The sequence below is a fragment of the Rhodococcus maanshanensis NBRC 100610 genome (genome assembly GCF_001894865.1).
Classification (GTDB): Bacteria; Actinomycetota; Actinomycetes; order Mycobacteriales; family Mycobacteriaceae; genus Rhodococcus_G; species Rhodococcus_G maanshanensis.
The window spans coordinates 25,448-51,179 of the sequence record NZ_BCXA01000011.1; the positions used below are offsets into that span (position 1 = coordinate 25,448).

Consider the following 25,732-nt stretch of genomic DNA (forward strand, 5'->3'; position numbering starts at 1 on the left):
TCTGACCCGGCGGGCCGGGTCAGGCCCAGGCGGCCAGCGCCCGGCCGACCCGGCGTTCGACCCGGACCGTCTGCCCCGCCGCGCCTGCCTCCAGCGCCGCGCGGTCGAGCCGGCCGATGGCCAGCGCGTCGCCGACCACCTCGTCGAGCACCCATTGGGAGACCCCGCCCTCGGCCAGGTCGAGCACCGTCCGCAGCGGGGTGGTGATCAGGAAGGCGCCGGTGTGTTCGCAGTCGGCAGGCCCCAGGTCGGCGCGGTGCACCGCAACCCGGTCCGTCCGGACGTGCACGGACGCGCTCGCGGTCACGTGCAGGAACTGCGGGTGCACGTGACCGAGCCCGTACAGCTCGGCCGCGCTCTGATGCGAGACGACGGCGCCATGGAACTGGACGCACCGCCGCGCCACGTCCTCCAGGTCGCTGTGCGGCCACGGCGACAACCGGAACAGGTCCCTGTCGACGCGTTCCCACGCGCCCGCGCCGAGCGCGCGGCCGATCTCCCCCGGCGAAAAGCCGAGCGCGCGCGCCTGTCCGGCGGTGAAATACCCGGCCTGTTCGCGCGCGCACTCGAACAGGCCCCGCTCGCGCTCCCTATGGCGCCGCACGACCCCGTCGTCCATGACGCCACAGTACGTGCGACTGTGGCGTGGATCACAGGGAATTCTCGCAGCGCGTTCTCAGATCCCCCACAGACTTCTGGGGAAGAATCCGTGTAATGGCCTCCCCCGCGAACACTTCGTACCGGTCCACGAGTCCCGGATCGAAAAACAACCGCGTCCTGCTGATCGTCCTCATCGTGATCGCCGCGCTGGTCGCGGCCCTGATCGCCGCCGAGCTCTTCGTGCGGCACAACATCAAGCAGTGCATGGCCGACCAGTTCTCGAGCGAGCTCGGCTCCCAGGTCGACGTCGATCTGAGCTGGAAGCCCGTGCTGCTGCAGGCGGTCGACAAGAACGTCCCGTACATCAAGATCACCAGCGACGACTCCAGCTTCGGCCCCGCCAAGGACATGCACGTCACGGCGAAGGTCAACGACATCAAGCTGACCGACACCGGCGGCACGATCGGCAGCTCCACCGCCGACGTGGACTGGTCAACCGCAGGCATCCTCGCGACCATCCAGGCCCAGCCCTTCGGGCAGCTGGTCTCCGGGGTGACCTCCGACCCGACCCGGGGCACGCTGTCGTTCCAGGTCATCGGGCTCGCGGAGCTGACCGTCCGGCCACAGGTCGTGGACGGAAAGGTCGACATCGAGACCGTCGAGGCCTCGGTCCTCGGGCTCGGGCTGCCCACCGACCTGGTCAGCGGCATCGTCGACGTGCTCGGCGCCAGCCTGCAGACGCTCCCGCTCGGGATGTCGCCGACGTCGCTGACCATCACCGACGACGGACTGCAGATGTCGATGGCAGGCGGCGCCTACACGATGCCGGAGGCCTCCCCCGAGGCGCAGGCCACCGGCGGCGGCTGCTCCCTGCTGAGCTGAGCCGCGTTCGCGACGGCCGGGTGGCGGGCGCGCTACCCGGCCGGCGCGAACCCGTCCAGCACGGCCCGGGTACCTGACAGGCCCAGCCTGGTCGCGCCCGCCTCGATCATCTCCCGCGCGGCGTCCGCGGTCCTGATCCCGCCGCTCGCCTTGACGCCGAGCCTGCCACCGACGGTGCCTGCCATCAGCCGCACCGCGGCCGCGGTGGCCCCGCCGGCCGGGTGGAAGCCCGTCGAGGTCTTGACGAAGTTCGCCCCCGCCAGCTCGGCGGCCCGGCAGCACTCGACGATCGCCTCGTCGGACAGCGCCGCGGACTCGAGGATCACCTTCAGCACGGTCGCCTCCCCGATCCCCTCTCGAACGGTGAGGATGTCCGCGAGCACCGCGTTGTAGTCACCCGCGACCGCCGCACCCACGTCGATCACCATGTCGATCTCGCGCGCGCCCTGCTCCACCGCGAGCCGTGCCTCCGCCCCCTTGATCAGGGAGTGGTGCTTGCCCGACGGGAACCCCGCGACGGCGGCGACGGTCAGCCCCTCGGCCCGCACCGGCAGCATCGACGGCGACACACAGACCGCGTACACGCCGAGGTCGCGGGCCTCCGCGATCAGCGCGTCGACATCGGCGGGCGTGGCCTCGGGCTTGAGCAGGGTGTGGTCGACCATCTGGGCGACCCGGTCTCGGGTCAGCGGGGCGTCAGGCATACCGAAGAGCTTGGCACAGCGACAAATCCGGTTGCGCTGCCACCGCGCCGCCCGCCACACTGCCGTGGTGCTGATCCGACGCGAACTCCCCGCCGATGTCGACGCGATCGCGGCGGTGCACCGCGCCGCCTTCGCCGATCAGATCCCGCCCGGCGCCGACGAACCGATGGAGGCCGGTCTGGTCGCGCGGTTGCGGGCGTCCGGGGCGTGGCTGCCAGCGCTGTCCGTGGTCGCCGAGATCGACGGCGAGGTCCGCGGGCACGTCTGCCTGACCAGGGCAACCGTCGCAGGCCGCCCGGCACTCGCCCTCGGGCCGATCGGGGTACCGCCGCAGCACCAGGGCCACGGGATCGGGGCGGCACTGATGCACGCCGTCCTCGGGGCGGCCGACGCACTCGACGAACCGCTGGTCGCCCTGCTCGGGCACCTCGACTACTACCCGCGGTTCGGGTTCGTGCCCGGGTCGACGCTGGCCATCGACCCCGGCATCCCGGACTGGGTCTCGCACTTCCAGGTTCGGCCGCTGTCCGCCTACACCACGGACCTCGCGGGCGAATTCCGTTACGCGGAGCCGTTCTACGAGGAGTGAACGCGCGGTGACGGGATCCGCGGCTACCGTGTCCGTATGAGCGCCGAGGAGCTTGCCGCCGTGTTCAACGCCGGTGCGGCCGAGTTCACCTGGCTGACCCCGCAGATCTGGGGTCCGGCCGGGCAGGCGCTGACCTTCCAGTTGCGGCTGCGGCCGGGCGACGCGGTGCTCGACGTGTGTTGCGGCGCAGGCGCCTCGGCGCTGCCCGCGGCCGCCGCGGTCGGGCCGGACGGCCTGGTGCACGCCGTCGACCTCGCGGACGACCTGCTGGAGGAGGGCAGGCTGCTCGCGTCCGACCGCGCCATGCACAACATCGACTTCGTGCATGCCGACGCCACCGAATGGGAGCCGCCGAGCACGGTCCCCGAGGCCGGCTACGACGCGCTGGCCAGCTCCTACGGGGTGTTCTTCCTCCCGCACATGGACGAGTCGGTTAACCGGCTGGTGAACCTGGTCCGCCCTGGCGGCAAGGTCGGCGTCACGTCGTGGCGCCGCGGCGCCCTCGAGGACTACGCCGGGGCCTACTTCGACGCGGTCGGCCGGCACGTGCCCGGCTTCGACGCCGGTTCCCGGGACAACCGAGGCAACCCACTCGACAAGCTCGACACCGTCGACAGCCTGAGCAGCTGGCTCGCCGGATTCGGCACCTCCGCCATCGAGATCAACGAGCTGTCCAACTGGCTGCCCGCGACCCCCGAACTGGTCTGGGGACTGGTGCTGGGCAGCGTGCTGCGCGGCACCCTCGCCGGCCTCGACCCCGGCACCGTCGAATCGATCCGGCTCGAGTTCCTTGCGCTGCTGACCGAGCGCGACATCGAGACGCTCGACCTCGGCACCCTCGTGGCCACGGCAGTCGTCGACCGCTGACCGGCACCTGCGACACTGAGTCCATGAGCTCGCCTGCCACCGAAGACGACCGTCGTTTCGTGCTCTCGCTGGGCACCCCGGACCGCACCGGCATCGTTGCCCGGATCTCCACGTTCCTCGCCGAGGTCGGCGGATCCATCGTCGAGGCCGCGTACCACGCCGACGCCGACAGCGGCTGGTTCTTCACCAGGCAGGCCGTGAGCGCCTCCTCGATCGACATGAGCATCGACGAACTCCGCACCGCGTTCACCGCGGTCGCCGCCGAGCTCGGCCCCGAGACCGAATGGACGCTGCAGGATTCGTCCGAACGCAAGCGCGTGGTGCTGCTGGTGAGCAAGGAAGCACACTGCCTGCACGACCTGCTGGGCCGTGCCGCCGGCGGCGAGCTGCCCGCGGACATCTGCGCGGTCATCGGCAACCACATGGACCTGGCGCCGGTCGTGGAAGCGCACGGGCTGACCTTCCACTACGTGCCGTTCCCGAAGGACCCGGCCGAGCGCGGCCCCGCGTTCCACCGGGTTCGCGAACTGGTCGACGCCCACGATCCGCACGCGGTGGTGCTGGCCCGCTTCATGCAGGTGCTGCCCGCCGAGCTGTGCGAGCACTGGGCGGGCCGCGCGCTCAACATCCACCACAGCTTCCTGCCGTCCTTCGTCGGCGCCCGGCCCTACCACCAGGCCTTCGCGCGGGGCGTGAAGCTGATCGGCGCGACCTGCCACTACGTGACCGCCGAACTGGACGCCGGGCCGATCATCGAGCAGGACGTGATCCGGGTCGACCACGCCGACGAGGTCCGCGACATGGTGCGCCAGGGCCGCGACATCGAGAAGCTCGTGCTCGCGCGCGGCCTGCGCTGGCACCTGGAGGACCGGGTGCTCGTGCACGGGCGCAAGACCGTCGTCTTCAGCTAGGCGCCCCGCGCCCGTGCGCGATCTGCACCCCGGTCGGGGTGCAGATCGCTCACAGTCGGGCGAGGCGGCGGATCTCGTCGTTGACAGGGGCGGGGGCCTCGACGGTGCTCATGTGACCGATCGCGGGCAGCCGGATCAGCCGCTGCAGGTGGCCTGCCTCGTCCAGGACCTCCGAGATCCGCCGCGAATGCGACTGCGGGGTGAGCCGATCGGCGGTCCCGACCAGCACGGTGGTCGGCACCGTCAGGTTCTCCAGCGCGGCGCGGATGTCGAGCATGCTCAGCGCGGCACCCCAGCCGCCGCGGGTGCGGCCGTGACAGTCGAGCACGATGCGGGTGCAGAACTCGACCTCCTCGCGCGTCGACCCTGGCGCCATCGCCGCGTACTGGATGACTCGGCGGGTGGCGGGCGTGTCGACCCGCATCGAGCTGCGCCAGCCGAGCAGCACCCGGCCAACCGGCGGCGGGATCGTCGGCAGCCGCTGCGAGAGCGGGATCAGCGTGGACTCGGCGACCAGGCTGTCGGTGGCGGTGCTGGCCAGCATCACCGCGCTTGCCTTCGCCCGCACCTGCTCCGGGTACCTGCCGGCCCACGACATGATGCTCATGCCACCCATGCTGTGGCCGACCACGACGGCCTTCTTGTCGCCGGTCACGGCGGCGTCGAGCACCGCGGCCAGGTCGTCGGCCAGCAGGTCGGTGCTGAGCGGATGGCGGCCGAGCTCGGTGTGCCCGTGCCCGCGCTGGTCGTAGGTGATGACGCGGAAGTCGTCGGCGAGCGCGTTGATCTGCGGGTGCCAGAAGGCGGTCGAGCAGGTCCAGCCGTGGCTGAGCACGATGGGCTGCGCCTCGGGATCGCCGTAGGCGACCACGTGGATCGGGTGCCCGTCCGCCGAGGTCGCGGTGATGGTCTCGGGCCGGTGCACGGGATCGCTCAGCGCGGGGTTCGGCTCGGCCACGAACGATGCGCTCGACCTGTTCCGACGGGAGCGCACGGCCGCGCCGACCCCGATGATCGCCGCTCCGGCCGCCGCTCCGACGAGGATCCGTCGCTTCGAACCCCGTGACTGTGCCGTCACCTGTCCACCTCCGTGGTCTCTTGTGTGTTCTCGATTGGGGAACCGCCGGTGCCCCGGGACGGCGCGCGGTGCGCCGCGTCGCGCCGGGTCTCGGCGGGGCTAGATGATGTGCGCCCTGCGCAGCAGGAGCTTCGACGGCCCGCCGACCAACCCGACCTCGCTCAGGAATTCGACGGTCTTCGCGCTGCCCTCGCGGAGCATGTCGTGGTAGTGCTTGTTGGCCTTCGCCGCGGCGCGGGCTCGCTTGGGGTCCAGGCCCGCGGCCTCGTACACCTTGTCGTTGACCAGGCTGGTGACGATGAAGTAGGCGGTCACGCCGAGCAGCAACCGGATCCGTGCCCTGGTGAACCGGGAGATGCCGTCGACGCGCCTGACGGTTTCCTCTCGGGCGAACTTGATGTGCCGCGCCTCCTCGAGGACGTGGATCTTGCTCACCGTCCTGGTGATCGGCTGCACCCGCTCGTCCTTCATGAAGTCGCGCTGCATCATGTCGAGGATCTCCTCGGCGAACAACGTGCCGCCGTAGGCGAGCGAGCCGGTGGCCGTCGCCTTGAAGGCGCGCGCCGACTCGCGGATCCACCGCTTGGGCCGGTACGACGGGACGCCGAAACGCTGCGCCGACCTGGCGAACATCGTCGAGTGCCTGCACTCGTCGGCGATCTCGGTGAGCGCGAACTGCACGTGCGGCTCGGACGGGTCGTGCGAGTAGATGTCGCGGACCAGCATCTGCATGAGGATCATCTCGAACCAGATCCCGGTGCCCGCGACGCTCGCGGCCTCGTGCGTGGTGAGCGTGATCCGCTGGTCCTCGGTCATCGACTCCCACAGGTCGGTGCCGTAGAGGCTGGACCATTCCGGTGTCATGCCGTAGAGGCCCGCCGGAATGGGCGCCTCCCAGTCGATCTCGACGAGGGGGTCGTAGGACTTCCTGGCCGCCGAGGCGAGCAGACGGCTCGCCGTATCCTGCCGCTCTCCCGCCCTGGCCAGGCGTGATCCGGACCTGTTCACGGCCTTGCGTTCGTGAATGATCGACATCGCCACTCCTCGGCATCGGATCCGGCGACGCGCGCCGGTATCGCCTCACCTCAAGGATGCGTGGCGGGAATGACTGTTGTCAAGGGTTATATGTAACTGATATTCGCAGACAATTTTCCCTGCGATCGGCCTGTCGCGGCGGCGACTACCAGCGCGGTCCGCGCTGGACCTCGTCCACCCGCGGCCGCACGTCGACCAGGTACACGCAGATCGCCACGACCGCGATCATCCAGAAGAGCATCCCGAAGGGCAGCAGCAGCACCAGCAGCGCGACCAGCAGGATGCCAAGCCAGATCGGCTTGCTCAGCTTGTCGACGGCAGTGAAGGCGTCAGTACGCTGCCGGATCGCGTGGAAGACCGCGAAGACGCCCGCCGCGATGGCGGCGAGCTGGAGCGCGAGCATGATCAGGCCGGTGAGGCCGTTGACGGTCGGCATGTATCCATCCTACGAGTTCGGCCCCCGCACACCGTGATGTGCGGGGGCCGAACTCGATTCAGCTGTGCGAACCGTCAGCTGGTGGCCTTCTTGGCCGGGGCCTTCTTGGCCGGAGCCTTGGCCGCGGTCGCGGTCGCGGCGGGCTTCGCGGCGGCGGGCTTGGCCGGAGCCTTCTTGGCCGGGGCCTTCTTCACGGGCGCCTTGGTGGCGGCCGTGTCGACCTTGGCCGCGGCCGTCTTGGTGGTGGACTCGGCCTTCTCGCCCGCGCCGACGAAGCGGCTGGCGACGCTCTCGCCCGCCTCGGTCACGGCGTCGCTGACCTCGTCGGCGACATCGCTGATGCGCTCCGCGGCGCGGCCGGCCAGCTTCGCGGCCTGCTCGCCGACGGCCCGGGTCTGACGGGCCACGGTGCCGAGGGCCTCCTCGGTGAGGGTGGCGGCATCGCCGAGCACCGACTCGGCACGCTCGATGCCCTCTTCGACGGCGGGCTGCTTGCGCAGGCGCTCGACGGTCTCCTCGCCACGCTCGGCGAGCGAGGTGTAGATGTCGGTCGCGACCTTCAGGTACGCCTCGGCGACCTTGCGCAGCTCCTCGGCGGTGAACTTCTCGCGCAGCTCGGCGAGCTCCTCGGGCAGCTCGGACGGCAGGCCCGCCAGCCGCTCACGGAGGCTCTCGACGCCCTCGGTGAGGTCGCCGGTCAGCTTCTCGAAGCGTTCGCGGGCGGCGTCGACCGTGAGGGCCTCCTCGCCGTTCGCGGTGGCGCGCGAACGCACCTGCGCGACGACGTCGGCGACGGCCTGGACGACCACGTCGCCCGCGCCGACGGCGGCGTACAACGGGGTCTTCACGCTGTCGAGACCTTTGAGTTCAGTCATTCTTGGTTCTCCTTTTCGGGCTGGGGGTCGAGACGCGGGTTGTTCTCGCGCCGAAACGATTCGTAGATTTCAAGGAGGACCTGCTTCTGTCGCTCCGTGACGGAGGTATCGGAGAGCAGGGCGTCCCGCACCGGACTGGCTGGGCGATCTTCGAGAAATCCAGCCCGCATGTAGAGCACCTCCGCGGACACGCGGAGTCCCTTCGCGATCTGCCCTAGCACCTCTGCCGAGGGCTTGCGCAACCCACGCTCGATCTGACTCAGGTAGGGGTTGCTGACGCCGGCGAGCTGCGAGAGCTGCCGCAACGACACCTGCGCGGCCTCCCGTTGCGACTTGATGAAGCTGCCGATGTCCTGTGCCGCGGAGCTGACCACCCTGGCGGCCACGTCACCGGCACTGTCGCCGGCGGGCGTTTCGTCGGACATCACACTCCCTACCTGGTGGGTGATTCCCACGGTACGGGAGCGTGCTAACTATTGCAAGCACTCTTGTTAGCAGCGGGCTACGGTCAGGTGAACAGCAGCTGCGAGACGGTGTGGATGGTCAACCCGGCGAGCGCGCCGACCACGGTGCCGTTGATCCGGATGAACTGCAGATCCCGCCCGACCTGCAGCTCGATCTTGCGGCTGGCCTCCTCCGCGTCCCAGCGCGCAACCGTGTCGGTGATGACACCGGTGATCTCCTCCGTGTAGTTCGCGGCGATGTACCGCACCCCGCTGTCGAGCCAGCCGTCGACCTTGGTGCGCAGCTCGGCATCGTCGCGCAGCCGCTCGCCCAGCCGCATGACGGTGTCGCGGGTCTTGGCCCGCAACGTGCTGTTCGGGTCGTCGACGGACTCGAGGATCATCCGCTTGGCCACCTTCCACGCCGCCTCGGCGGCACCGGTGACCTCCTTGCGCCCCATGATCTCCGCCTTGACCTTCTCGGCCTTGGCCATGGTCGCCGGGTCGTTCTGCAGGTCGTTCGCGAAGTCGACGAGGAAGCGGTTGGCGGCCAGCCGAACCTCGTGCTCCGGGTTCGAGCGCACCTTCCAGGTGAACTCCACGAGTTCCTTGTATATCTTCTCGCCGAGCAGCGCGTCGACGAACTTCGGCGACCAGGCCGGACTGTCCCGATCGATGATCCGGTCGATCGTGTCCTGGCTGCCGAGCGCCCACTGGTGGGCCCGCTCCGCGAGCAGGTCGAGCAGCGGCAGCTGGCGGTTCTCCTTGATCAACTCCGCGAGCACCTTGCCGATCGGCGGCCCCCAGGCCGGCTCGGCGAGCCTGCGGACGATCGTGCTGTCGATGATCTGCTGGACGTCCTCGTCGCGGAGCACCGAGACGAATCCGCGCAGGATCGTCGCCGTCTCCGCGGCCACCCGCGTCGCGTGGGCAGGCTCGGCCAACCAGGTGCCGACCCGCAGCGGGACCTGCGCGGCCTCCACCTTCTGCGACACCACGTCGGGCGCGAGGAAGTTCTGCCCGACGAAGCTGCTCAGGTTCGAACCGAGCTGGTCCTTCTTCTTCTTGATGATCGCGGTGTGCGGGATCGGCAGCCCGAGCGGATGCCGGAACAGCGCGGTCACGGCGAACCAGTCCGCCAGCGCGCCGACCATGCCTGCCTCGGACGCGGCCCGCACGTAGCCGACCCATTCCGGGGCACCCTTGGTCTCCTGCCAACGGGACACCAGGTACACCACGGTGGCCAGGACGAGGAACCCCGTGGCGAGGGCCTTCATCCGGCGGAGGTCCCGCTTCTTCGCGGCGTCATCGACGGTGAGCAACTGCACCATGCCCATTGTGCCGAATCTCCGGGCCACGCCGGGGCAATCGTCGGTCCTCTCCCTACCCCCCGCCTAAACTGTGCAGGAGATCAACCGAACGGATGTGGCGAACCCAGTGCCCAAGAACTCAGTGCCAACAGCACAGGACCCCGATCAGACCGAGACCGAGGCCAAGACCGAGAAGCCGGACGGCCGCAAGCGGCGGTGGCGCGAACACAAGATCGCGCGCCGCGAGGAACTGGTCGACGGGACCATCGCGGCCATCCGGGTGCGCGGGCGTGACATCGGCATGGACGAGATCGCGTCCGAGATCGGCGTCTCCAAGACCGTCCTGTACCGGTACTTCAACGACAAGAACGACCTGACCAGCGCCACCATGATGCGCTACGTCGAGACCGTGCTCGCGCCGCGGATGTACGCCGCGATCGGCAGCGACATGGACGAGTACGAGCTGGCGCGGATGGCGATCACCGCGTACGTCGAGACGGTCGCCTCCGATCCGGAGGTGTACCTCTACGTGATGGCGAACAGCGCGGGCGGCAACCGCGACGTCGTCGCCGAATCGGAGCGGATGATCGCCGAGCTGCTCTCCGCCGTCCTCGGCGAGCGGCTGCGCCTGATGGAGATGGATTCCGGCGGGTCGCTGCCGTGGGCCTACGGGATCGTCGGCGCCGTTCAGCTCGCCACCCACTGGTGGATCTCCAACAAGTCGATGACCGCCGAGAACCTGATCGACTACCTGACGATGATGACCTGGGGCGGCATCACCGGGATCGCGGAGGTCGCCGGCTCCCCCGCCCGCTTCAACGCCAATCCGCACCCGCTGCTCCGCGGGGACGCACCCGAGGGCCTCTGACACAGTCTTGTGTTACCTGAAGTAACAGGTAATCTGGTGGGGTGAGCGACTTCAGCGCCGACACCGGCGAGGACCACGGCGAACCGGACGGCTACTCCGGCAGGGCACTGGTCACCGTCGGCGCGCACCCCACCCTCGCGCTCGACGTCCAGCTGGTCGGCCATTTCGAGCCGATCAGCGGTCGCTACCTCTGGCAGGGTCGGGTCCGCAAGCTCGCGGAGTCGATGCCCGACGGCGTGAGGGTCGGGCCAGGCGCTGAGCTGGAGATCGAGACCCCCGAGGGCTCGGGCATCGCGACGGTGTCCTCCATCGACCTGTGGGGCAGCCACATGATCGAGGGCAGGTCGGGTCGGCCGTTCGCCGCGATGGAGGACACCGAGGGCCTGCTCTGATCGTTCGCGCCTGCTCCCCGGCCCGGCCGACCTACACTCTTGCGCCATGGAGTTGCAGACCCGTCAGATGAGGTACTTCGTCGCCGTCGCGGAGGAGCTCAGTTTCACCCGCGCCGCACAGAAGCTGCACATCGCACAGCAGGCACTGAGCGCGCAGATCAAACAACTGGAACAGAGCCTGGGCGTGGTGCTGCTGACCCGGACCACGCGCAGCGTGACCCTGACCGCGGCCGGAGCGGCGTTCTTCGAGGACGCGGCCGCGACGCTGGCGGCGATGGATGCCGCGGCCGAGCGCGCGCGCTCGATGCAGCGCACCGAGAACGAGCGCCTGGTGCTGGGGTTCGGCGAGGGCGCGGCGCTGATCCTGACCGAGCCGATCCTCTCCGCGTTCCGCGATCGGCACCCCGGGGTGACGATCGAGATGCGTCAGTTCAACTACGACGACCCCTCGGCGGGACTGAACGACAGGTCGGTGGACGTGGCGTTCGTGCGGCGCCCGATCTCCACGGACGGCATCGATTTCGTCCACCTGTTCAGCGAGCCGCTCATGGTGGCACTCCCGACCGACCACGCGCTCGCCAATCGCGCCGCGGTTCGCGCGAGCGAGCTCCTCTGCGAGCCCCTGCTCGGCGCGGCCAACACCGATCCGGCATGGAACGCGTACTGGGAACTCGACGAGCATCGAGATGGGACACCCGCGCCGGTTGTCTCCCGCTCGACCACGTTGCTGGAGGAGTATCAGAAGGTCGCGGCCGGCATCGGAATCGTCGTGACGACCGCGGCCGCCCGGTGGGTGCCCTATCCCGGGGTGACGGCGGTGCCGATCGCCGACGCCGCCCCCAACGAGGTCACGGTGGCCCGTCACCGCGACACCGACTCGGCGTTGGTCCACTCGTTCATCGAAACCGCTCGCCGAGTACGCGATGCCCGCCCGGACCTCGTCGCGAGACTGAGCGAGCCGGACTTCGACGACCGCACGATGCCGACGCTCATCCCGTACTGACAAGCACAGCTTGTCGATTCACCGAAATTGGTTGTTTCTGTCCGGCGCACCTCGCCCCTAGGATTCCGTGGACGTGCAAATATCGCACGATGGAGGGTGAAGGATGAGCTGGTCACGCGGTCGCGCTCTCCTGCGCATCGTGGCGGCGCCCGTGCTCGTCGCCGCCACCGTGGCGCTACAGATGCCCGCTCAGGCCGCCGCCACGCCCGCGAGTGACTGGACGCTCCCCCGTGTGACGGTGACCGACGGCACCATCACCGACGTGACCGGGCGGACCGTGCTGCTGCGCGGGGCGAACGTCAACCAACTCAACGACTACGCCCAGAACGACCCCTCGCTCCCCGCCACCGCGCCGCTCGAACGCGCCGACTTCACCCGGATGGCGTCGCTCGGCTTCAATGTCGCGCGGCTGACCGTGGCGTGGTCCGCCCTCGAACCCACGCCAGGCGCGTTCGACGAGGCCTACGTGGCCCGGATTCGCGAGGCCGTCCGCGAGGCCGCGGACCACGGCATCTACACCGTGCTCGACATGCACCAGGACGCCTGGGGCAAGGCGGTCGGCACGCCCGAGGGCGTGGCCTGCCCGTCGCCGCTCAAGCCCGGTGTCGGATGGGACGGCGCCCCGGCCTGGGCCACCCTCACCGACGGCTGGAGCACCTGCACCCTCGGCGGGATCCGCGAGACCTCGCCCGCCGTCGCCCGCTCATTCCAGAACTTCTACGACGACGCCAAGGGCATCCAGGGCCACCTCGTCAACACCTGGGCGCGACTGGCCGCCCGGTTCGCGGACGAACCCGCGGTCGCAGGCTACGACCTGCTGAACGAGCCCAACCCAGGACTGCGGGACCCCGTCACCGCCGCCGACCAGATCGGCCGGTACTACCAGCGCGCAATCGCGGCGATCCGGCAGGCTGAGCAGGGCGGTTTCCCGCACCTGGTGTTCTTCGAACCGAGCGCGATCTGGTCCGCATTCGGCGTCGACGCGCTGCCGCCTCCGCGGTACCTCGACGATCCGCTCGTGGTGTTCTCGCCCCACCTCTACAGCGGCTCGATCAACGTCAGCAGCGACATCCCCTCGATCGAGGACGGCTTCCGGCTGGCGCTCGACGGTGCCGCGCGCTACGGGGCCCCGCTGTGGACCGGCGAGTGGGGCTGGTTCGGCGACCCGAGCGCCGACGCCGACCAGGTCGACCGTTTCGTCGATGCGATGAACAAACACCGGATCGGCGGGGCCTGGTGGTCCTGGACCCAAGCCTGCGGTGATCCGCACGCCGTCCGCGACGGCAACACCCATAAACCTCAGGGCAACCTGAACAAGATCGACTGTCCCTCGGGCCTGCAGCTCGGCCTGGTCGACGGCTTCGCCCGCCCGCTCTCGCGCGCCTACCCGCGGGCCGCCCCCGGCGCTCTTGCCGAGGTGACCTCGAACGGGTTCGCGGGCACCGGCACCGGACGCCTCGAAGCCTGGTACCCGGGCACCGAACAACCAGACCTCGACACCAGCGGAGTCGCAGATCTCGACCTGACCCGGGTCGACGGTGGGTGGCGGCTGACCGGGAACACCACGGGGGCCTATCGCGTGACCCAGCACTGAAACCCGCCGTACGGAAACCGGCATACGAAACTGTCAATTTTATCACTCTCGTGATAAAAGGCCGTCCGCAATCCCCCCTTCACAGAAGGGTAGATCCGCCAAATCAACGGCCGCGAGAACACTTGATGAATTCCGGAACCGGCACCGAAAACAATGCCTGGTCCGCTTTTATCTGATGAGCCGCGCCGCCAATACCGAGAATCACCCCAACCCGGCGTCCCAGCCGCAGAGCCGAACGGCAGCGACGCCGAGATCGAGGACGTTCGAACGGCCCTGAACTGGTCAGATGCAAGTTGTAGGGATTGCTGACGGCACCATCTCCACACGCCCCAGACTTCAGCTGCGCGAGCCCCCGATGAGCTCTCGACCAAGCGAGTTGAACCCGCTTGATTTGTTTGGCGTTTCACCGCCGCAACAATGATCGACATGGTAGAAATTGTCACGGTCGCAACCGCACCCTGGTTGCGACCGCGTCAATTCAGGGTCATTTTCAAGGAGAAGTCGATGGGAACCATCCTCACGGTCCTCGGTGCAATCGGGAGCGCCATCTCGATCGCGAACTTCATGAAATCGCTGAGCTGACGGTTCGCAACTCCGGGGGTGGGCGCAGGTAACTGCGACGCCAGGACAAGCCCTGCGTCGGGCAGAGCGCGCGGCCACCACCCAGTCATGACCGCATCAGCGAGAAGTAGGGAGAACATGTCTTCGAACACCGTCCGCCGCGTCGCCGCCCTCGCGGCCGCCACCGCCCTTCCTGCCGGCCTGTTGATGGCAGGCACCGGTGTCGCGAACGCCGCCCCGACCTGTAACCAGTCGAGCCACACCACCAAGAACGACGCCAGCACGGTGTGGGTGACCCACACCTACGACAAGAGCGTCACCGTCAAGGAAGCCGCCGCAGGCACCAACGTCACCTACAAGATCGAGGTCGGCACCACCGGCATCGGCAACCCGTATGTCAACGCCATCCGCGACTACCCGCCTGCCGGCTTCGGCAAGCCCGTCTCGGCGAAGGTCACCTCCTACCACTTCCTCCAGGGCCAACAGACCGAGGACGTCAGCCCGGTGGTGACCGGCGACGGCGGCTGGAGCGTCAACAGCACCGGATGGTTCGTCAACTCGGGCAACTCGGTGACCGCCGAGTTCACCTACAAGGTCCCGAATGGCGCCGCAACCGGCGTCCAGATCACCAGCGGCGGCATCGATGTCGGCGGCACCGTCGGCGTCGGCATCCGACGGGACAACCTCAACGCCTGCTTCACCGTCCGCGAGAAGAACGCAGGCGAGGCCGCCCTCGGCAGCACGGACGGCGCCGGCCTCGGCTCCAGCGAGGGCCAGCTCAGCTCCACCGGCTCGGTCAGCGACGTCCTCGGCGACACCATCACCCGAGTCATCCAGAACGGCAGCTAGTCCCGGTGTGCTCGGCGCCGCGACCGCCGCGGCGCCGGGTACTCGGCCCCCACCGCGGCCTCGATGTCGACGGCCGCGCACCAGCGACCCAAGGATCACCCATGACTTCAGGACATATCGCGCGCGGCGTCGCCGCGGGCGCTGCGACCACCATCGCGCTCGGCGCGCTTGCCTTCCTCGGTGCAGGCACTGCCGGCGCCGCCCCCGGATCGATCACCTGGGACGACGGCAGCTCCCACTTCACCCGCACCGTCAGCAACACCACCCCCGACGCGGGCGAAACCATCACGGTCACAACCAAGTTCGAGCGGACGAGCTGGGTCGACGAGTTCATCTACAACGTCAAGGACCGGCACCCGTCCTGCCTGACCTACGTCCCCGGCTCGGCCAAGATGATCGGCGAGAACGAGTACCCCGTCCTCGACCCCGAGGTCGTGGTCGACGAGGGCAACGGCACCGGCTTTGTCCGCGCCTCGTGGGGCATCACCGACTGGGTCGTCCAGAACCGCCCCGGCTTCCACCGATCCCCCACCTTCAGCGTCCGCTACAAGGTCGGCAACGACTGCGCCCGCGGCACCGCCCTGAACACGGGCATGGACTACGGCGGATCACTCGGCAGCGGCAACTACGGCACCAAGGGCCCCGCGGTCACCGTCAGCGCGAACACGGTGTCGACCACCACCGTCAACCCGGTCACCGGAGCCACCGTCGGCAAGGCCACCACCCTCACCGCCAAGGTCGACCCCGCGGCGGCCGGTGGCACCGTCACGTTCAAGGACGGCGGCGCCACGATCGGGACCGCCCAGGTCGGCGCCGACGGCACCGCCGCCCTGCAATGGACGCCCAACGCCGCAGGAGAACGCACCATCACCGCCGACTACTCCGGCAACGGCACCGTCAACGCCTCCTCCGGCTACGCGTCCGTGACCGTCGCACCCGGCGACGGTGGCGGTGGCAACGGCAGCCTCGACACCGGCAGCCTCGGCTCCCTCCTCGGCGGCTTCGGCTCCTGACAACCGGCACACGCTGACCCGAGGTCGGGCTCCGGCGCCACGCCAACACGGCGCCGGAGCCCAGCCTCACACACCGACCACAAGGACATCACCATGGCCCCTCGAACCACCCGGCGCGGCGTCGCCGTCGGCGCGGCGACCACCGCCGCGCTCGGAGTACTGTCCCTCCTCGGCTCCGGCGTCGCAGGCGCAGCCCCCGCGACGGTCGCCTGGGACGACTGGTACTCCCACTTCACCCGCACCGTCACCAACTCCACCCCCAACCCGGGCGAGATCATCACGATCACCACAAAGTTCGAACGCACCAACTCGACCGAGGAACACCTCTACAACATCAAGGACCGGCACGCGGCCTGCCTGAAGTACGTCCCCGGCTCCGCCAAGATGAACAACACCCCGCTCGACCCACAGGTCGACGACGGCTCGGTGCCCGGCCGCGACCCCCTCGTCAGCGTCGACTTCGCCCCCAACGACTGGATCGTCCGGAACCAGCCCGGCTCCTCCCCCGTCTTCAGCGTCAGCTACAAGGTCGGCGACGACTGCTCCCGCGGCAACACCCTGACCACGGGCATGGACTACAACGGCTCCCTCGGATCCGGCGGCTACTACACCAAGGGCCCCGGGATCGTCGTCAGCTATCTCGGCGCCGGCGGCGACGGCTCCAGCGGAAGCGTCGGCTCTCTCTTCGGCTCCTGACAACCGGCACTCGATGACGGGTCTGTTCCCGGCCAGCACGGCCGGGAACAGGCCTCGTCTCGCGGCCTAATGCTCGGCCCCAACCGGCCCGCCGATGCCCGAACGCAGGAAGTCGACGAGCGGCGCCGCCAGGTCCTCTGCCGTTGCGGGCCCGTGCAGCGGGAACACCGCGGAGGCGAGCAGGATCGAGCCGATCGCCTCGCCCGCCACCTCGAGGTCGACGGCGCCGGGCAGGTCTCCGCGGCGCACCCCGGACGCGAGGAACTCCGCGGCGACGTCGCCGAACTGCCCGAACACCCCGAGCAACCGGTCGATGAGCACCGGATCGATCGACGGCGCCTCGAACACCACGAAGCGGATCAGTTCCGGTTCCTGCCGTACCAGCTCGTGCAGCCGATCGACGATGCGCCGGTACCGGTCGAAGAACTCGTCGAGGTCCGCCGACCGCCCGAGCGCGTCATCGACGATCCGCTCCCTGATCAGTTCGAAACCGCGGTCCACCACCGCGTCCAGGACGTCTCGCTTGCTGGTGAAGTAGTTGTAGAAGGTGCCGTGGCCGACGCCGAGCGCGGCCACGATGTCGGCGACACCGCAGTTCGCATAGCCATCCGCCACGAACACCTGCGCGGCCGCACGGATCAGCTCGCGGCGTCTCTCCGCACTGCGGCCGCCCGCGGCCCTGTCGTCGGCACCAACGCCGTCGGTCACCTCGCCTGCCCGTCCGCACCCGGTCGGCACAGACCGAACGACACCAGCGCGACGATCGTGTCGGTGTACCGCGCCCGGTCCGCGGCACACTGGCCCACCCGCAATCCGCGCAGCAGACCGGGCCAGGTCATGGCGATGATGGAATGCCCGACCGCGTTCGTGTCGAGGTCCTTGCGCAGCCAGCCGCCCAGTATCCCGTGCTCGAGCACCTCCGCGACCAGCCCGGCCAACACCTGCTCACCACGCATCACCCGGCGGCCGAACTCGTCCTCGATCGCGCTGGCCTCGACCATCAGGAGCTTGAGGACGTTCGGGGAGTCCTCGACCAACCCGAACAGCGCGTCGGCAAGGGCCCGAATCCGGCCGATCAGCGATTCCAGCGTCTCCGGCGGCTCCAGCAGCGCAGGCGCGTCGACGACGTCGATCAGTTCCCGCAGGCAGCGGTCCATCACCTGGTCGAGGATCTCGCGCTTGCTGTCGAAGTACCGGTACACGGTGCCGAGGCCGACGCCCGCGCGCTTGGCCACCTGCGCGGCGGTCGTGGCCTCGTAGCCACGCTCGGCGAACTCCTCGATCGCCGAGGACACGATCTGATCGCGCCTGGACTCGGACAACCCCGGCTGCGGCGGCCGTCCACGCCGAGCGGGCGCCTCCTCGAGCACCGCGACGAGCGGCTCCGCTTCGCTGGGCGTCGACGGCAAGCCTGGCTCCTTCGGCATCGCGGACTCGGGAACGCACGACAATGCGCCCGCATCGGCGGGCGCATATCCGGATTCGGTTGGTTACCGATCCATGATCAGGATATTACCAACCGTCGGACCTCAGCCGGTGGTCTCGACGACTGCAGCGGCGGTCTCCGCGACGGTCCCGACCAACTCGAAATCGGACGGGTCGAGCCTGCGGGTGCGCAGCCAGTACTGCCAGGTGAACCCGGGCCAGATGGTGCGGTTGACGCCCTTGGCGTCGAGGTACCAGCTGACGCAGCCGCCGTTGGTCCACACGCCCTTCGACAGCTTGGCCTGGATGTCCTCGTTGAACCGGTCCTGCACCTCCGGCCGCACCGCGATCGCCTCCGCGCCGCTGCGGTCGACGAGCGCCATCGCCGCCAGCACGTAGCGGATCTGCTGCTCGATCATGAACACCACCGAGTTGTGCCCGAGGGCGGTGTTGGGGCCGAGCAGGAAGAAGGCATTCGGGTAGCCGGCCACGGTGATCCCCAGGTGCGTCTGGATGCCGTGCTCGTTCCAGTGCGGCACCAGTTCCCGCCCGCCTACGCCCGCGAGGTTCACGCTGTCGAACCCGTCGGTCACGTGGAAGCCGGTCGCGAAGATGATGGCGTCCGCCTCGCGAACCCGGCCGTCGCCTGCCACGATGCCAGACCCGGTGACCCGCTCGATGCCCTCGCTGATGATCTCGACGTTGGGCTTGGCCAGCGCCGGGTAGTAGTCGCTTGACCCCAGGATTCGCTTGCACCCGATCCGGTAGTCGGGCGTGAGCTTCCGTTGCAGCGCCGGATCGGCGATGCTGCGCGCGATGTTCTTCTTCGCGATCCGCTCCAGCGGCCGCATCAGATTCGAGTGGCCGTTGAGTCCGATCGCCAACGCTTCCGACACCCAGTAGATGCCGTCGCGGAATGCCCTCCGGACCGGCGGCACCAGGCCGAAGACCCGCCGCATCCGTGTGCCGATCGTGAGGTTCTTACGGGGCACCACCCACGCCGGGGTGCGCTGGTAGAGCTGCAGGTCGGCCACCGCGTCGACGATCTCGGGCACGAACTGGACGGCGCTGGCGCCGGTGCCGATCACCGCCACCCGCTTGCCTGCGAGGTCGTAGCCGTGGTCCCACCGGGCGGAGTGGAACGCGACACCGCCGAAGTCCGCCATCCCCGGCAGGTCGGGGACGTTCGGGACGTGCAGCGCGCCGACGCCGGCGACGAGGTACTGCGCGACGTAGTCGTCGCCCTCCTCGGTCCGGACGTGCCAGCGGTTCTCCGTCTCGTCCCAGTACCCTCCGTCGACGGTGCGCCCGAAATGGGTCTTGGCCCGCAGCCCGTACTTGTCGGCGAGACCGCGGAGGTAGGCGAAGATCTCCTCCTGTCCGGACCACAGCTCGGACCAGCCGGGGTTCGGCTCGAAGGAGAACGAGTACATGTGCGACGGCACGTCGCAGGCGCAGCCGGGATAGGTGTTCTCCCGCCAGGTGCCGCCGACCTCGTCGGCCTTCTCGAGGATGACGAAGTCCGAGCGGCCCGCCTTGAGCAGCTGGATCGCCATGCCCATCCCGGAGAAGCCCGCGCCGATGATGAGCACCCGGGACCGGTGCGGCGTCCTGGCCGCACCGCCGCGTGTGTCCGCCGTCTGTGATGCCATGTCCGACCTCGACTATCCGGTACCTACCGTCAGACTAACCCGGCGTGACGGCGCCCACTATTGCGTCGCCGGGCCGAAACGCCGCAGGCAGAGCGGCCCGATCCCGCCGCGCCGTGACTACAGTCACGACATGGCCAAGCTTCCGAAGAATCCAGTCGAAAACTGGGAGATCCCCGCGGTCGAGGCGCTGCGGGCGACGCCGGACACCCGAGTTGCCGACATCCAGACCAAGGGCACCCCGGGCTTCGTCGGCGACAAGGCGCTCGGCGAGCGATTGCTCGAGGAACGCGGCGCCCGACTGTCCGCCCTCCAGGAGCTGCTGTACGCCAACGGAAGGTCCGGCGACACCCGCTCGGTGCTGCTGGTGCTGCAGGGCATGGACACCGCGGGCAAGGGCGGAATGCTCCGGCACGTGATCGGCCACGTGGACCCGCAGGGTGTCGACCACGCCTCCTTCGGCGTCCCGACCGCCGAGGAGAAGCGTCACGACTACCTGTGGCGTATCCGCAAGGCCCTGCCGAGGAAGGGACAGCTCGGCGTCTTCGACCGGTCCCACTACGAGGACGTGCTGGTGGTGCGGGTGCACAACCTGGTGCCACCGGATGTGTGGGAGCCGCGCTACGAGGAGATCAACACGTTCGAGCGGGAACTGGTCGAATCCGGTACGACGATCGTCAAGGTGGCGATGTTCGTGTCGCTGGACGAGCAGAAGGCCCGCCTGGCGGAACGGCTCGAGCGGCCCGACAAGTACTGGAAGTTCAACCCGGGTGACATCACCGAGCGCGGCTTCTGGCCGGAGTATCAGAAGGCGTACCAGGCCATGCTCGACCGGACCTCCACCGAGCACGCGCCCTGGCACGTGGTGCCCTGCGACCGCAAGTGGTACAGCAGGCTGGCCGTCACCGAACTGCTCATCGACGCACTGGAGAATCTCGACCTCGACTGGCCACCGGCCGATTTCGACATCGAGGTGGAGAAGGCCCGGCTCGCCGAGTCCTAGGGGCTCGCGAGTTCTAAGGGAAGTGCGGCGTGTCCCGGCCCAGCTTGTGATCGTGATGAATGGTGCCGCCGACCACGACGACGGCCGTCGTGATCACCAGCACCAGTGCTGACCCCGCGACGATGGCCCAGCCTGGGTGCCCGGACCCAGCCGCCACCAGGAACATCCCCAGGGTGAGCGCGGTGAGCAGGACGCCGCCGAAGCCGACCCACCCGGCGAAAATGTTCAGACTCATCGCTGACTCCTCTCGACCGGTGGCGTCCCCTTTGTCGTCATCGCACGGGCCAGCGGTCGCCGCCTGGCAGCGGGAACCGAGGGGTGTGCTGGTGCACTCGTCGATCGTGGACCACGGCGCTGCTGACGATGCTCGAACCGATCAGCACACAGCCCACGCAGACCAGGGCCGCAACGATCGCCCAGCCGGTGAAGCCCGATGCCGCCGCTACCACGCTCAGCGCGAACGTGAGGAGGGCGACGAGTCCGAGGGCGTAGCCGATCCACTCGGAGAACAGGCTCAGTTTCTCGGGGAATCGACGCACCCGCCCCGGGAACTGTCGCATCTGATCAGAGAACATATTCAGCCTCATGTCGGCGAACAGATTCTGGAACATGCTCACTCCTCCTCGACTCGAGGATCGACCTTTGTGTTCGACGCTACGCCCGGTGCTCGAGCCTCGACAAGGCGTCAGAAGGGCTCGACCGGTTGCGGCATCTGGGTGAACTTGCCGACGATCGCAGCGCAGAACCAGTGCAGGTCCGCCGGTCCGCGACTGGTGACCAGGTTCCGATCCACCACGACCTTCTCGTTCACGTGGCTCCCGCCCGCGTTGATGATGTCGGTGCGCAGGCTCGGCCAGCTGGTCAGGGTCCGACCGCCGACCACGTCCGCATCGAGCAAAATCCACGGACCGTGTCCGATCGCGCCGACCGGCTTGCCCACGTGCACGAAGTGCCGGACGAACGCGACCGCGTGGTCATCGACCCGGAGCCGGTCCGGGTTCATCGTGCCGCCGGGCAGGATCAGGCCGTCGAAATCGTCGACGCTCGCGCGCGAGACCACCAGATCGACCGGAAACCGGTCGGCGGGCTGCACGTCTCCTCGGAACGCCTGGATCTCCCCCGGCTCGAGGGAGATCAGCGTCACCGCGGCGCCCGCCTCCTCGACCGCGCGCCGCGGCTCGATCAGCTCGTCCTGTTCGACCCCGTCTGTTGCCAGGATCGCCACCCGGTGACCCTCGAGTTGCCTAGACATGGCCCCGACTCCTTCTGCGCTCGCCTGCCGCGCCCGGATCTCCCCGGGCACCCGCCACCGCAGCGAACGCACCCGGGCATGCACCGAGTATGGCGCTCGATCGGGACGACGACCAGGGGTGGTCCCGGCGTCAGCTCACCAGCAGGACACCCACCAGCGCGATCGACGCCACCCAGACGGTCGACACGCTCGCCAGCACGAAGGGACGAGGGCCGACCTCGCGGATGACCGCCAGGCGCACCCCGGCACCGAGGGCGAACATCGCGGCGGTGAGCAGCGCCGTCTGTGCCAGCCCGGCAACGGCCAGGACGGAACCGGGCAACAGTCCGGTCGACCGAAGGCCCACACAGGCGATGAAGGCCAGCACGAACAGCGGCACCAGTGGCGGACGCTGCGCCGAGTCGGCGGCACCGGCAGGCCTGCGCCTGCTGCGCACGCTCAGGTAGGCCATCACCGGGGCGAGCATCAGCACCCGGGCGAGCTTGACGACGGTTGCGACGGCCAGCGCGGCGCCTCCGATCGCCCCTCCGGCGGCGACCACCTGCGCGACCTCGTGGATGGCGCCGCCCGCCCACATCCCCGCGGCCCGGTCGCTGAGCCCCATCACGCCCGACAGCAGCGGGATCGCCGGGATCATCAGGGTGCCGAAGATGACCACGAGGGCGACCGCGGTGAGCAGTTCCTCCTCGCGGGCGTCGACGACCCCGTCCGCGGCCGCGACCGCCGCCGCGCCGCAGATCGAGAATCCGCAGGCGATCAGCACCCGCTGGGTCCACGACAGTCCGAGCAGCTTGCCCGCGTACATCGTCCCGGCCATGCCGAGGCACACGATCGCGACGACAACCGCGATGACGCCCCAGCCGAGCCCGAGGATGTCACTGAACATGAGCTGCAGCCCGAGCAGCGCGATACCGACCCGGAGCAGGCGCTTGGACGAGAAGGCCAACCCAGGGCGAAACCTCGGCGCGATCGTGAACAGGTTCGCCACCAGCGCCCCAGCCACGATCGCGATCAGCATCGGGCTCACCGTCGGCACCAGCCGCCCGACCCCCATCGCGACCAGCGTGCCGACGACACTGAGCGCGATGCCGGGAAGGACCTCGGTCAGCTCGTTGCCCGGCCGCACGGGCGGCATCTCCGCTGCTGCCCGGTCGCGAACGAGATTCGACCCGCTCAGTTCTCTGCTCATGCATCGACTGTCCGTTACCCGAGCTAAGTACGGTAGCCGTCAATCCGCCAACACCTCATATCGATGCGATATGGCAATTGCAATGGGCATACCATGCGCGTATGACCCGACGTTGGCCCGAGATGGGCGTCCTCGAACTGCTCGTCGGTGTCGACGACCACGGGAGCCTCAGCGCCGCCAGCCGGATCGCCGGTATCGCGCAGCCGAACGCCAGCCGTTCCATGAAGCAACTCGAGCGACAGTTCGGAATGCCCCTGCTGCAGCGCAAGCCGACCGGTTCGACGCTGACGCCCCAGGGGACGGTCATCGCGCACTGGGCACGCCAGGTCCTCGCGGACGCAAGCCAAATGCTCGACGTGGCCGAGGGGATGCGCGCCGAGCGCTCGGCGGAGCTGACCATCGGCGCCAGCATGACCGTTGCCGAGCACCTGATGCCGGGCTGGCTGGGCCGGTTTCGGGGCTTGAATCCCGATGTGACGATCCATCTGCAGGTCCGGAACTCGGCCCAGGTGTTCGACTGTGTCACCGATGGCACCTGCGACGTCGGGTTCGTCGAATCCCCCTCGGTCCCGTCCTCGCTGCACAGCATCACCGTCGCGCGCGATCAGCTGGTCGTGGTCGTCCCCCCCGACCATCCATGGACCCGCAGGCGTCGGCCGCTGACCATCGCCGAGCTCGCCGCCACCTCGCTCCTGGTCCGCGAGCCCGGCTCGGGCACGAGAACCACGCTCGACCTGGCCCTGCAGGAGTACGAGCGCGCGTCGCCGATCCTCGAACTGGGCAGTGCCGCCGCCATCCGGACGAGCGTGCTCGGCGGGGTTGGTCCCGCCGTCCTCAGCACGCTCGCGGTCGAGGAGCAGGTGAGATCCGGTGAGCTGCGAGTGATCCACGTCGACGGCCTCGAACTCGGCCGTACCCTCCGGGCCGTGTGGCGCCCTCCCCGTCAACTCGACGGGCCCGCAGGCGATCTCGTGCGACTGGTGCGGCGGACCGCGCAGCAGCGAACCGACTGAGTCTCCCACTGAGCGCCACCCACCCCAGGGGTCGAGGTGTTCCCCCTCGGGTGCAGGAAGGTCACCCCAAGGGTCCTGGTCCGGTTCGGATTCGCGGACGAGTGTGGGGGTGTCCGGTATTCGGGAGTATCACCATGAATCGCCACACAAACGCCGTCGTCATCGGCGGCAGCATCGCCGGCCTGCTCGCGTCCCGCGTCCTGGCGGACCACTTCGACACGGTCACGATCTTCGAGAAGGATCGCCTGGTCGACAACGCCGAGCCGCGTATCGGGGTCCCCCAGGGCCGCCACGTCCACAGCATCTGGAAACGGGGCCTGACCCTGATGGAGGAGTCCTTCCCCGGCCTCACCTCCGAACTGGTCGAGGGCGGATCGGCCGAGGTCGAGATGACGAAGGACTTCGCCTGGTACCACCGCGGCGTGTGGAAGCTGCGGGTACCGAGCGGCATCCGCATCACCTGTCAGACGCGACCGTTCCTCGAATGGCACATCCGCAGGCGGGTTCGCCAGATCTCCAACGTCAGTCTCGTCGATCGGTGCACCGTCAAACGATTCGCCGCCGATACCGGACGGGTCACAGGGGTGGTGATCCAGTCGCACCGGGCCGGCGCCGCCGAGGAGACTGTCGCCGCCGACCTGGTGGTCGACGCGAGCGGTCGCGGTTCCCGGACGCCGCACTGGCTCGAGGAAATGGGGTACGAACGACCGGCGATGTCGGTCATCGACGTCGATGTCGGCTATGCGACGCGGTTCTACGCCCGACCGCCGCTCGAGGAGCACCCGTGGAATGCACTGATCATCGCGCCGACGCCCCCACACGGAACCCGCTTGGGCGTCGTGTTCCCCGTGGAAGGTCAGCGATGGATCGTCATGCTCGGAGGCTGGAACGGGGACCACCCGCCGCGCGACGATGACGGACTTCTCGAGTTCGCGCGCAGCCTCGAAGCACCCGACATCTACACGTTCATGCGTGACGCGGAGCCCTTGACGCCGAGCGTTGGGTACAGGTTTCGCGCCAACACCCGGCGGTATTACGAACGGATGCACCGCTTCCCGGGAGGTCTGATCGTGCTCGGCGACAGCCTGTGCAGCTTCAACCCGATCTACGGCCAGGGAATGACGACCAGCGCCCTTGACGCGATGACGTTGCGAGAATGCCTCGAACGGGGAGCCCACAAGGGTGACAGCCTCGATGCAATCGCCAACCGCTTCCGGAAGAAGGTGCCGCGCAGGCTCGAAGCGCCGTGGCGGATGGCCGCCGGGGAGGACATGAACTGGCCTGGGACACACGGCGATGCGCCGTTCGGCACCCCCTTGATGAACTGGTACTTCGGCAGGGTCCATGCCCTCGCTGCGCGCGATCCGCAGGTGCTGGTCCGATTCGTGCGTGTGGCCAACATGATCGATTCGCCGGTCCGGATTTTCCACCCGAGGGTCCTGGCGCCGGTCCTCACCCGTTCAGCGCGGGTCGGTCGCGCCTGACCGGTCTGACG

The 25,732-nt window shown here is 68.9% G+C and carries 29 protein-coding genes; 14 read left to right on the plus strand and 15 right to left on the minus strand.

The annotated features are described in order from the left end of the window. Window positions 1-19: 19 nt before the first annotated feature. Window positions 20-619, minus strand: coding sequence for a type IV toxin-antitoxin system AbiEi family antitoxin domain-containing protein (locus RM1_RS05565; RefSeq protein WP_143069393.1), 600 nt, complete (start codon window positions 617-619; stop codon window positions 20-22). Between the two features lie 95 nt (window positions 620-714). On the opposite strand from RM1_RS05565, the gene RM1_RS05570 reads away from it, so the two are divergent. Then, on the plus strand, window positions 715-1,482 hold the full coding sequence (locus RM1_RS05570) for an LmeA family phospholipid-binding protein (RefSeq protein WP_072750365.1): 768 nt from the start codon (window positions 715-717) through the stop codon (window positions 1,480-1,482). A gap of 32 nt (window positions 1,483-1,514) precedes the next feature. Here RM1_RS05570 and deoC read toward each other — a convergent pair whose 3' ends face one another. Next, on the minus strand, window positions 1,515-2,186 hold the full coding sequence (gene deoC, locus RM1_RS05575) for a deoxyribose-phosphate aldolase (RefSeq protein ID WP_072750366.1): 672 nt from the start codon (window positions 2,184-2,186) through the stop codon (window positions 1,515-1,517). Between the two features lie 67 nt (window positions 2,187-2,253). Between deoC and RM1_RS05580 the strand changes: the two genes are divergently transcribed. From RM1_RS05580 to purU, 3 genes are read left to right on the plus strand one after another with little or no spacing between them, the layout of a single operon-like run. Further along, entirely contained in the window at window positions 2,254-2,775 is a 522-nt protein-coding gene (locus tag RM1_RS05580) for a GNAT family N-acetyltransferase (RefSeq protein ID WP_072750421.1), read from the plus strand. Window positions 2,776-2,811: 36 nt separating this feature from the next. Beyond that, window positions 2,812-3,642, plus strand: a complete 831-nt coding sequence (locus tag RM1_RS05585; RefSeq protein ID WP_072750367.1) for a class I SAM-dependent methyltransferase — start codon at window positions 2,812-2,814, stop codon at window positions 3,640-3,642. 23 nt (window positions 3,643-3,665) lie between these two features. Continuing rightward, window positions 3,666-4,553: a formyltetrahydrofolate deformylase gene (gene purU, locus RM1_RS05590; protein ID WP_072750368.1), complete on the plus strand. Its 888-nt coding sequence runs from the start codon at window positions 3,666-3,668 to the stop codon at window positions 4,551-4,553. Between the two features lie 49 nt (window positions 4,554-4,602). Here purU and RM1_RS05595 read toward each other — a convergent pair whose 3' ends face one another. From RM1_RS05595 to RM1_RS05620, 6 genes are all read right to left on the minus strand, one after another. Continuing rightward, window positions 4,603-5,631, minus strand: a complete 1,029-nt coding sequence (locus RM1_RS05595) for an alpha/beta fold hydrolase (RefSeq protein ID WP_072750369.1) — start codon at window positions 5,629-5,631, stop codon at window positions 4,603-4,605. A gap of 99 nt (window positions 5,632-5,730) precedes the next feature. Further along, window positions 5,731-6,666 (minus strand): AurF N-oxygenase family protein, encoded by a 936-nt coding sequence (locus RM1_RS05600; protein WP_072750422.1) that lies wholly within the window; start codon window positions 6,664-6,666, stop codon window positions 5,731-5,733. A gap of 145 nt (window positions 6,667-6,811) precedes the next feature. Then, on the minus strand, window positions 6,812-7,102 hold the full coding sequence (locus tag RM1_RS05605; protein WP_027501186.1) for a DUF2516 family protein: 291 nt from the start codon (window positions 7,100-7,102) through the stop codon (window positions 6,812-6,814). Between the two features lie 74 nt (window positions 7,103-7,176). Beyond that, the gene (locus tag RM1_RS05610; RefSeq protein ID WP_072750370.1) at window positions 7,177-7,977 is read right to left on the minus strand and encodes a heparin-binding hemagglutinin; all 801 of its coding nucleotides are present in this window, start codon (window positions 7,975-7,977) and stop codon (window positions 7,177-7,179) included. Then, complete coding sequence (locus tag RM1_RS05615) at window positions 7,974-8,402, minus strand: helix-turn-helix domain-containing protein (protein WP_072750423.1); 429 nt, start codon at window positions 8,400-8,402, stop codon at window positions 7,974-7,976. The genes RM1_RS05610 and RM1_RS05615 overlap by 4 nt, the downstream gene beginning before the upstream one ends. A gap of 83 nt (window positions 8,403-8,485) precedes the next feature. Next, the gene (locus RM1_RS05620; RefSeq protein WP_083576549.1) at window positions 8,486-9,757 is read right to left on the minus strand and encodes a DUF445 domain-containing protein; all 1,272 of its coding nucleotides are present in this window, start codon (window positions 9,755-9,757) and stop codon (window positions 8,486-8,488) included. 100 nt (window positions 9,758-9,857) lie between these two features. On the opposite strand from RM1_RS05620, the gene RM1_RS05625 reads away from it, so the two are divergent. The 7 genes from RM1_RS05625 to RM1_RS05660 all read left to right on the plus strand — a co-directional run bounded on the left by RM1_RS05625 (window position 9,858) and on the right by RM1_RS05660 (window position 16,706). Beyond that, window positions 9,858-10,598: a TetR/AcrR family transcriptional regulator gene (locus RM1_RS05625; protein WP_072750425.1), complete on the plus strand. Its 741-nt coding sequence runs from the start codon at window positions 9,858-9,860 to the stop codon at window positions 10,596-10,598. Window positions 10,599-10,639: 41 nt separating this feature from the next. Continuing rightward, window positions 10,640-10,990 carry a DUF4873 domain-containing protein gene (locus RM1_RS05630; RefSeq protein ID WP_072750371.1) on the plus strand — a complete coding sequence of 117 codons (351 nt, stop codon included), beginning with the start codon at window positions 10,640-10,642 and terminating at the stop codon, window positions 10,988-10,990. A 46-nt stretch (window positions 10,991-11,036) separates the two neighbouring features. Next, entirely contained in the window at window positions 11,037-11,993 is a 957-nt protein-coding gene (locus RM1_RS05635) for a LysR family transcriptional regulator (protein ID WP_072750372.1), read from the plus strand. A gap of 103 nt (window positions 11,994-12,096) precedes the next feature. After that, window positions 12,097-13,587 carry a glycoside hydrolase family 5 protein gene (locus tag RM1_RS05640; protein ID WP_072750373.1) on the plus strand — a complete coding sequence of 497 codons (1,491 nt, stop codon included), beginning with the start codon at window positions 12,097-12,099 and terminating at the stop codon, window positions 13,585-13,587. 699 nt (window positions 13,588-14,286) lie between these two features. Beyond that, window positions 14,287-14,997, plus strand: coding sequence for a hypothetical protein (locus RM1_RS05650; RefSeq protein WP_072750375.1), 711 nt, complete (start codon window positions 14,287-14,289; stop codon window positions 14,995-14,997). Window positions 14,998-15,098: 101 nt separating this feature from the next. Next, window positions 15,099-16,010: an Ig-like domain-containing protein gene (locus RM1_RS05655; protein WP_072750376.1), complete on the plus strand. Its 912-nt coding sequence runs from the start codon at window positions 15,099-15,101 to the stop codon at window positions 16,008-16,010. A gap of 93 nt (window positions 16,011-16,103) precedes the next feature. Then, complete coding sequence (locus RM1_RS05660; RefSeq protein ID WP_072750377.1) at window positions 16,104-16,706, plus strand: hypothetical protein; 603 nt, start codon at window positions 16,104-16,106, stop codon at window positions 16,704-16,706. Between the two features lie 66 nt (window positions 16,707-16,772). Here the strand turns inward: RM1_RS05660 and RM1_RS05665 are convergent, their stop codons facing one another. The 3 genes from RM1_RS05665 to RM1_RS05675 all read right to left on the minus strand — a co-directional run bounded on the left by RM1_RS05665 (window position 16,773) and on the right by RM1_RS05675 (window position 19,783). Next, a complete protein-coding gene (locus RM1_RS05665; protein ID WP_143069392.1) occupies window positions 16,773-17,414 on the minus strand; it encodes a TetR/AcrR family transcriptional regulator in 642 nt (213 codons plus the stop codon). Next, window positions 17,411-18,115, minus strand: coding sequence for a TetR/AcrR family transcriptional regulator (locus RM1_RS05670; RefSeq protein WP_169922290.1), 705 nt, complete (start codon window positions 18,113-18,115; stop codon window positions 17,411-17,413). The genes RM1_RS05665 and RM1_RS05670 overlap by 4 nt, the downstream gene beginning before the upstream one ends. A gap of 120 nt (window positions 18,116-18,235) precedes the next feature. Then, window positions 18,236-19,783, minus strand: a complete 1,548-nt coding sequence (locus tag RM1_RS05675) for a flavin-containing monooxygenase (RefSeq protein WP_072750380.1) — start codon at window positions 19,781-19,783, stop codon at window positions 18,236-18,238. A 130-nt stretch (window positions 19,784-19,913) separates the two neighbouring features. On the opposite strand from RM1_RS05675, the gene RM1_RS05680 reads away from it, so the two are divergent. Next, window positions 19,914-20,783 (plus strand): polyphosphate kinase 2 family protein, encoded by an 870-nt coding sequence (locus RM1_RS05680; RefSeq protein ID WP_072750381.1) that lies wholly within the window; start codon window positions 19,914-19,916, stop codon window positions 20,781-20,783. A 13-nt stretch (window positions 20,784-20,796) separates the two neighbouring features. Here the strand turns inward: RM1_RS05680 and RM1_RS05685 are convergent, their stop codons facing one another. From RM1_RS05685 to RM1_RS05700, 4 genes are all read right to left on the minus strand, one after another. Next, a complete protein-coding gene (locus tag RM1_RS05685) occupies window positions 20,797-21,018 on the minus strand; it encodes a hypothetical protein (protein WP_027501199.1) in 222 nt (73 codons plus the stop codon). A gap of 37 nt (window positions 21,019-21,055) precedes the next feature. After that, the gene (locus RM1_RS05690) at window positions 21,056-21,394 is read right to left on the minus strand and encodes a hypothetical protein (RefSeq protein ID WP_245816065.1); all 339 of its coding nucleotides are present in this window, start codon (window positions 21,392-21,394) and stop codon (window positions 21,056-21,058) included. 74 nt (window positions 21,395-21,468) lie between these two features. Then, window positions 21,469-22,035 carry a type 1 glutamine amidotransferase domain-containing protein gene (locus RM1_RS05695; RefSeq protein WP_072750427.1) on the minus strand — a complete coding sequence of 189 codons (567 nt, stop codon included), beginning with the start codon at window positions 22,033-22,035 and terminating at the stop codon, window positions 21,469-21,471. A 130-nt stretch (window positions 22,036-22,165) separates the two neighbouring features. Further along, the gene (locus tag RM1_RS05700) at window positions 22,166-23,170 is read right to left on the minus strand and encodes a YeiH family protein (protein WP_245816074.1); all 1,005 of its coding nucleotides are present in this window, start codon (window positions 23,168-23,170) and stop codon (window positions 22,166-22,168) included. Window positions 23,171-23,325: 155 nt separating this feature from the next. Here RM1_RS05700 and RM1_RS05705 point away from each other — a divergent pair, with 155 nt between their 5' ends. Both RM1_RS05705 and RM1_RS05710 read left to right on the plus strand, forming a co-directional pair. After that, window positions 23,326-24,237 carry a LysR family transcriptional regulator gene (locus RM1_RS05705; protein WP_072750383.1) on the plus strand — a complete coding sequence of 304 codons (912 nt, stop codon included), beginning with the start codon at window positions 23,326-23,328 and terminating at the stop codon, window positions 24,235-24,237. A gap of 134 nt (window positions 24,238-24,371) precedes the next feature. Further along, the gene (locus tag RM1_RS05710; protein WP_072750384.1) at window positions 24,372-25,721 is read left to right on the plus strand and encodes an FAD-dependent oxidoreductase; all 1,350 of its coding nucleotides are present in this window, start codon (window positions 24,372-24,374) and stop codon (window positions 25,719-25,721) included. Window positions 25,722-25,732: the final 11 nt, after the last annotated feature.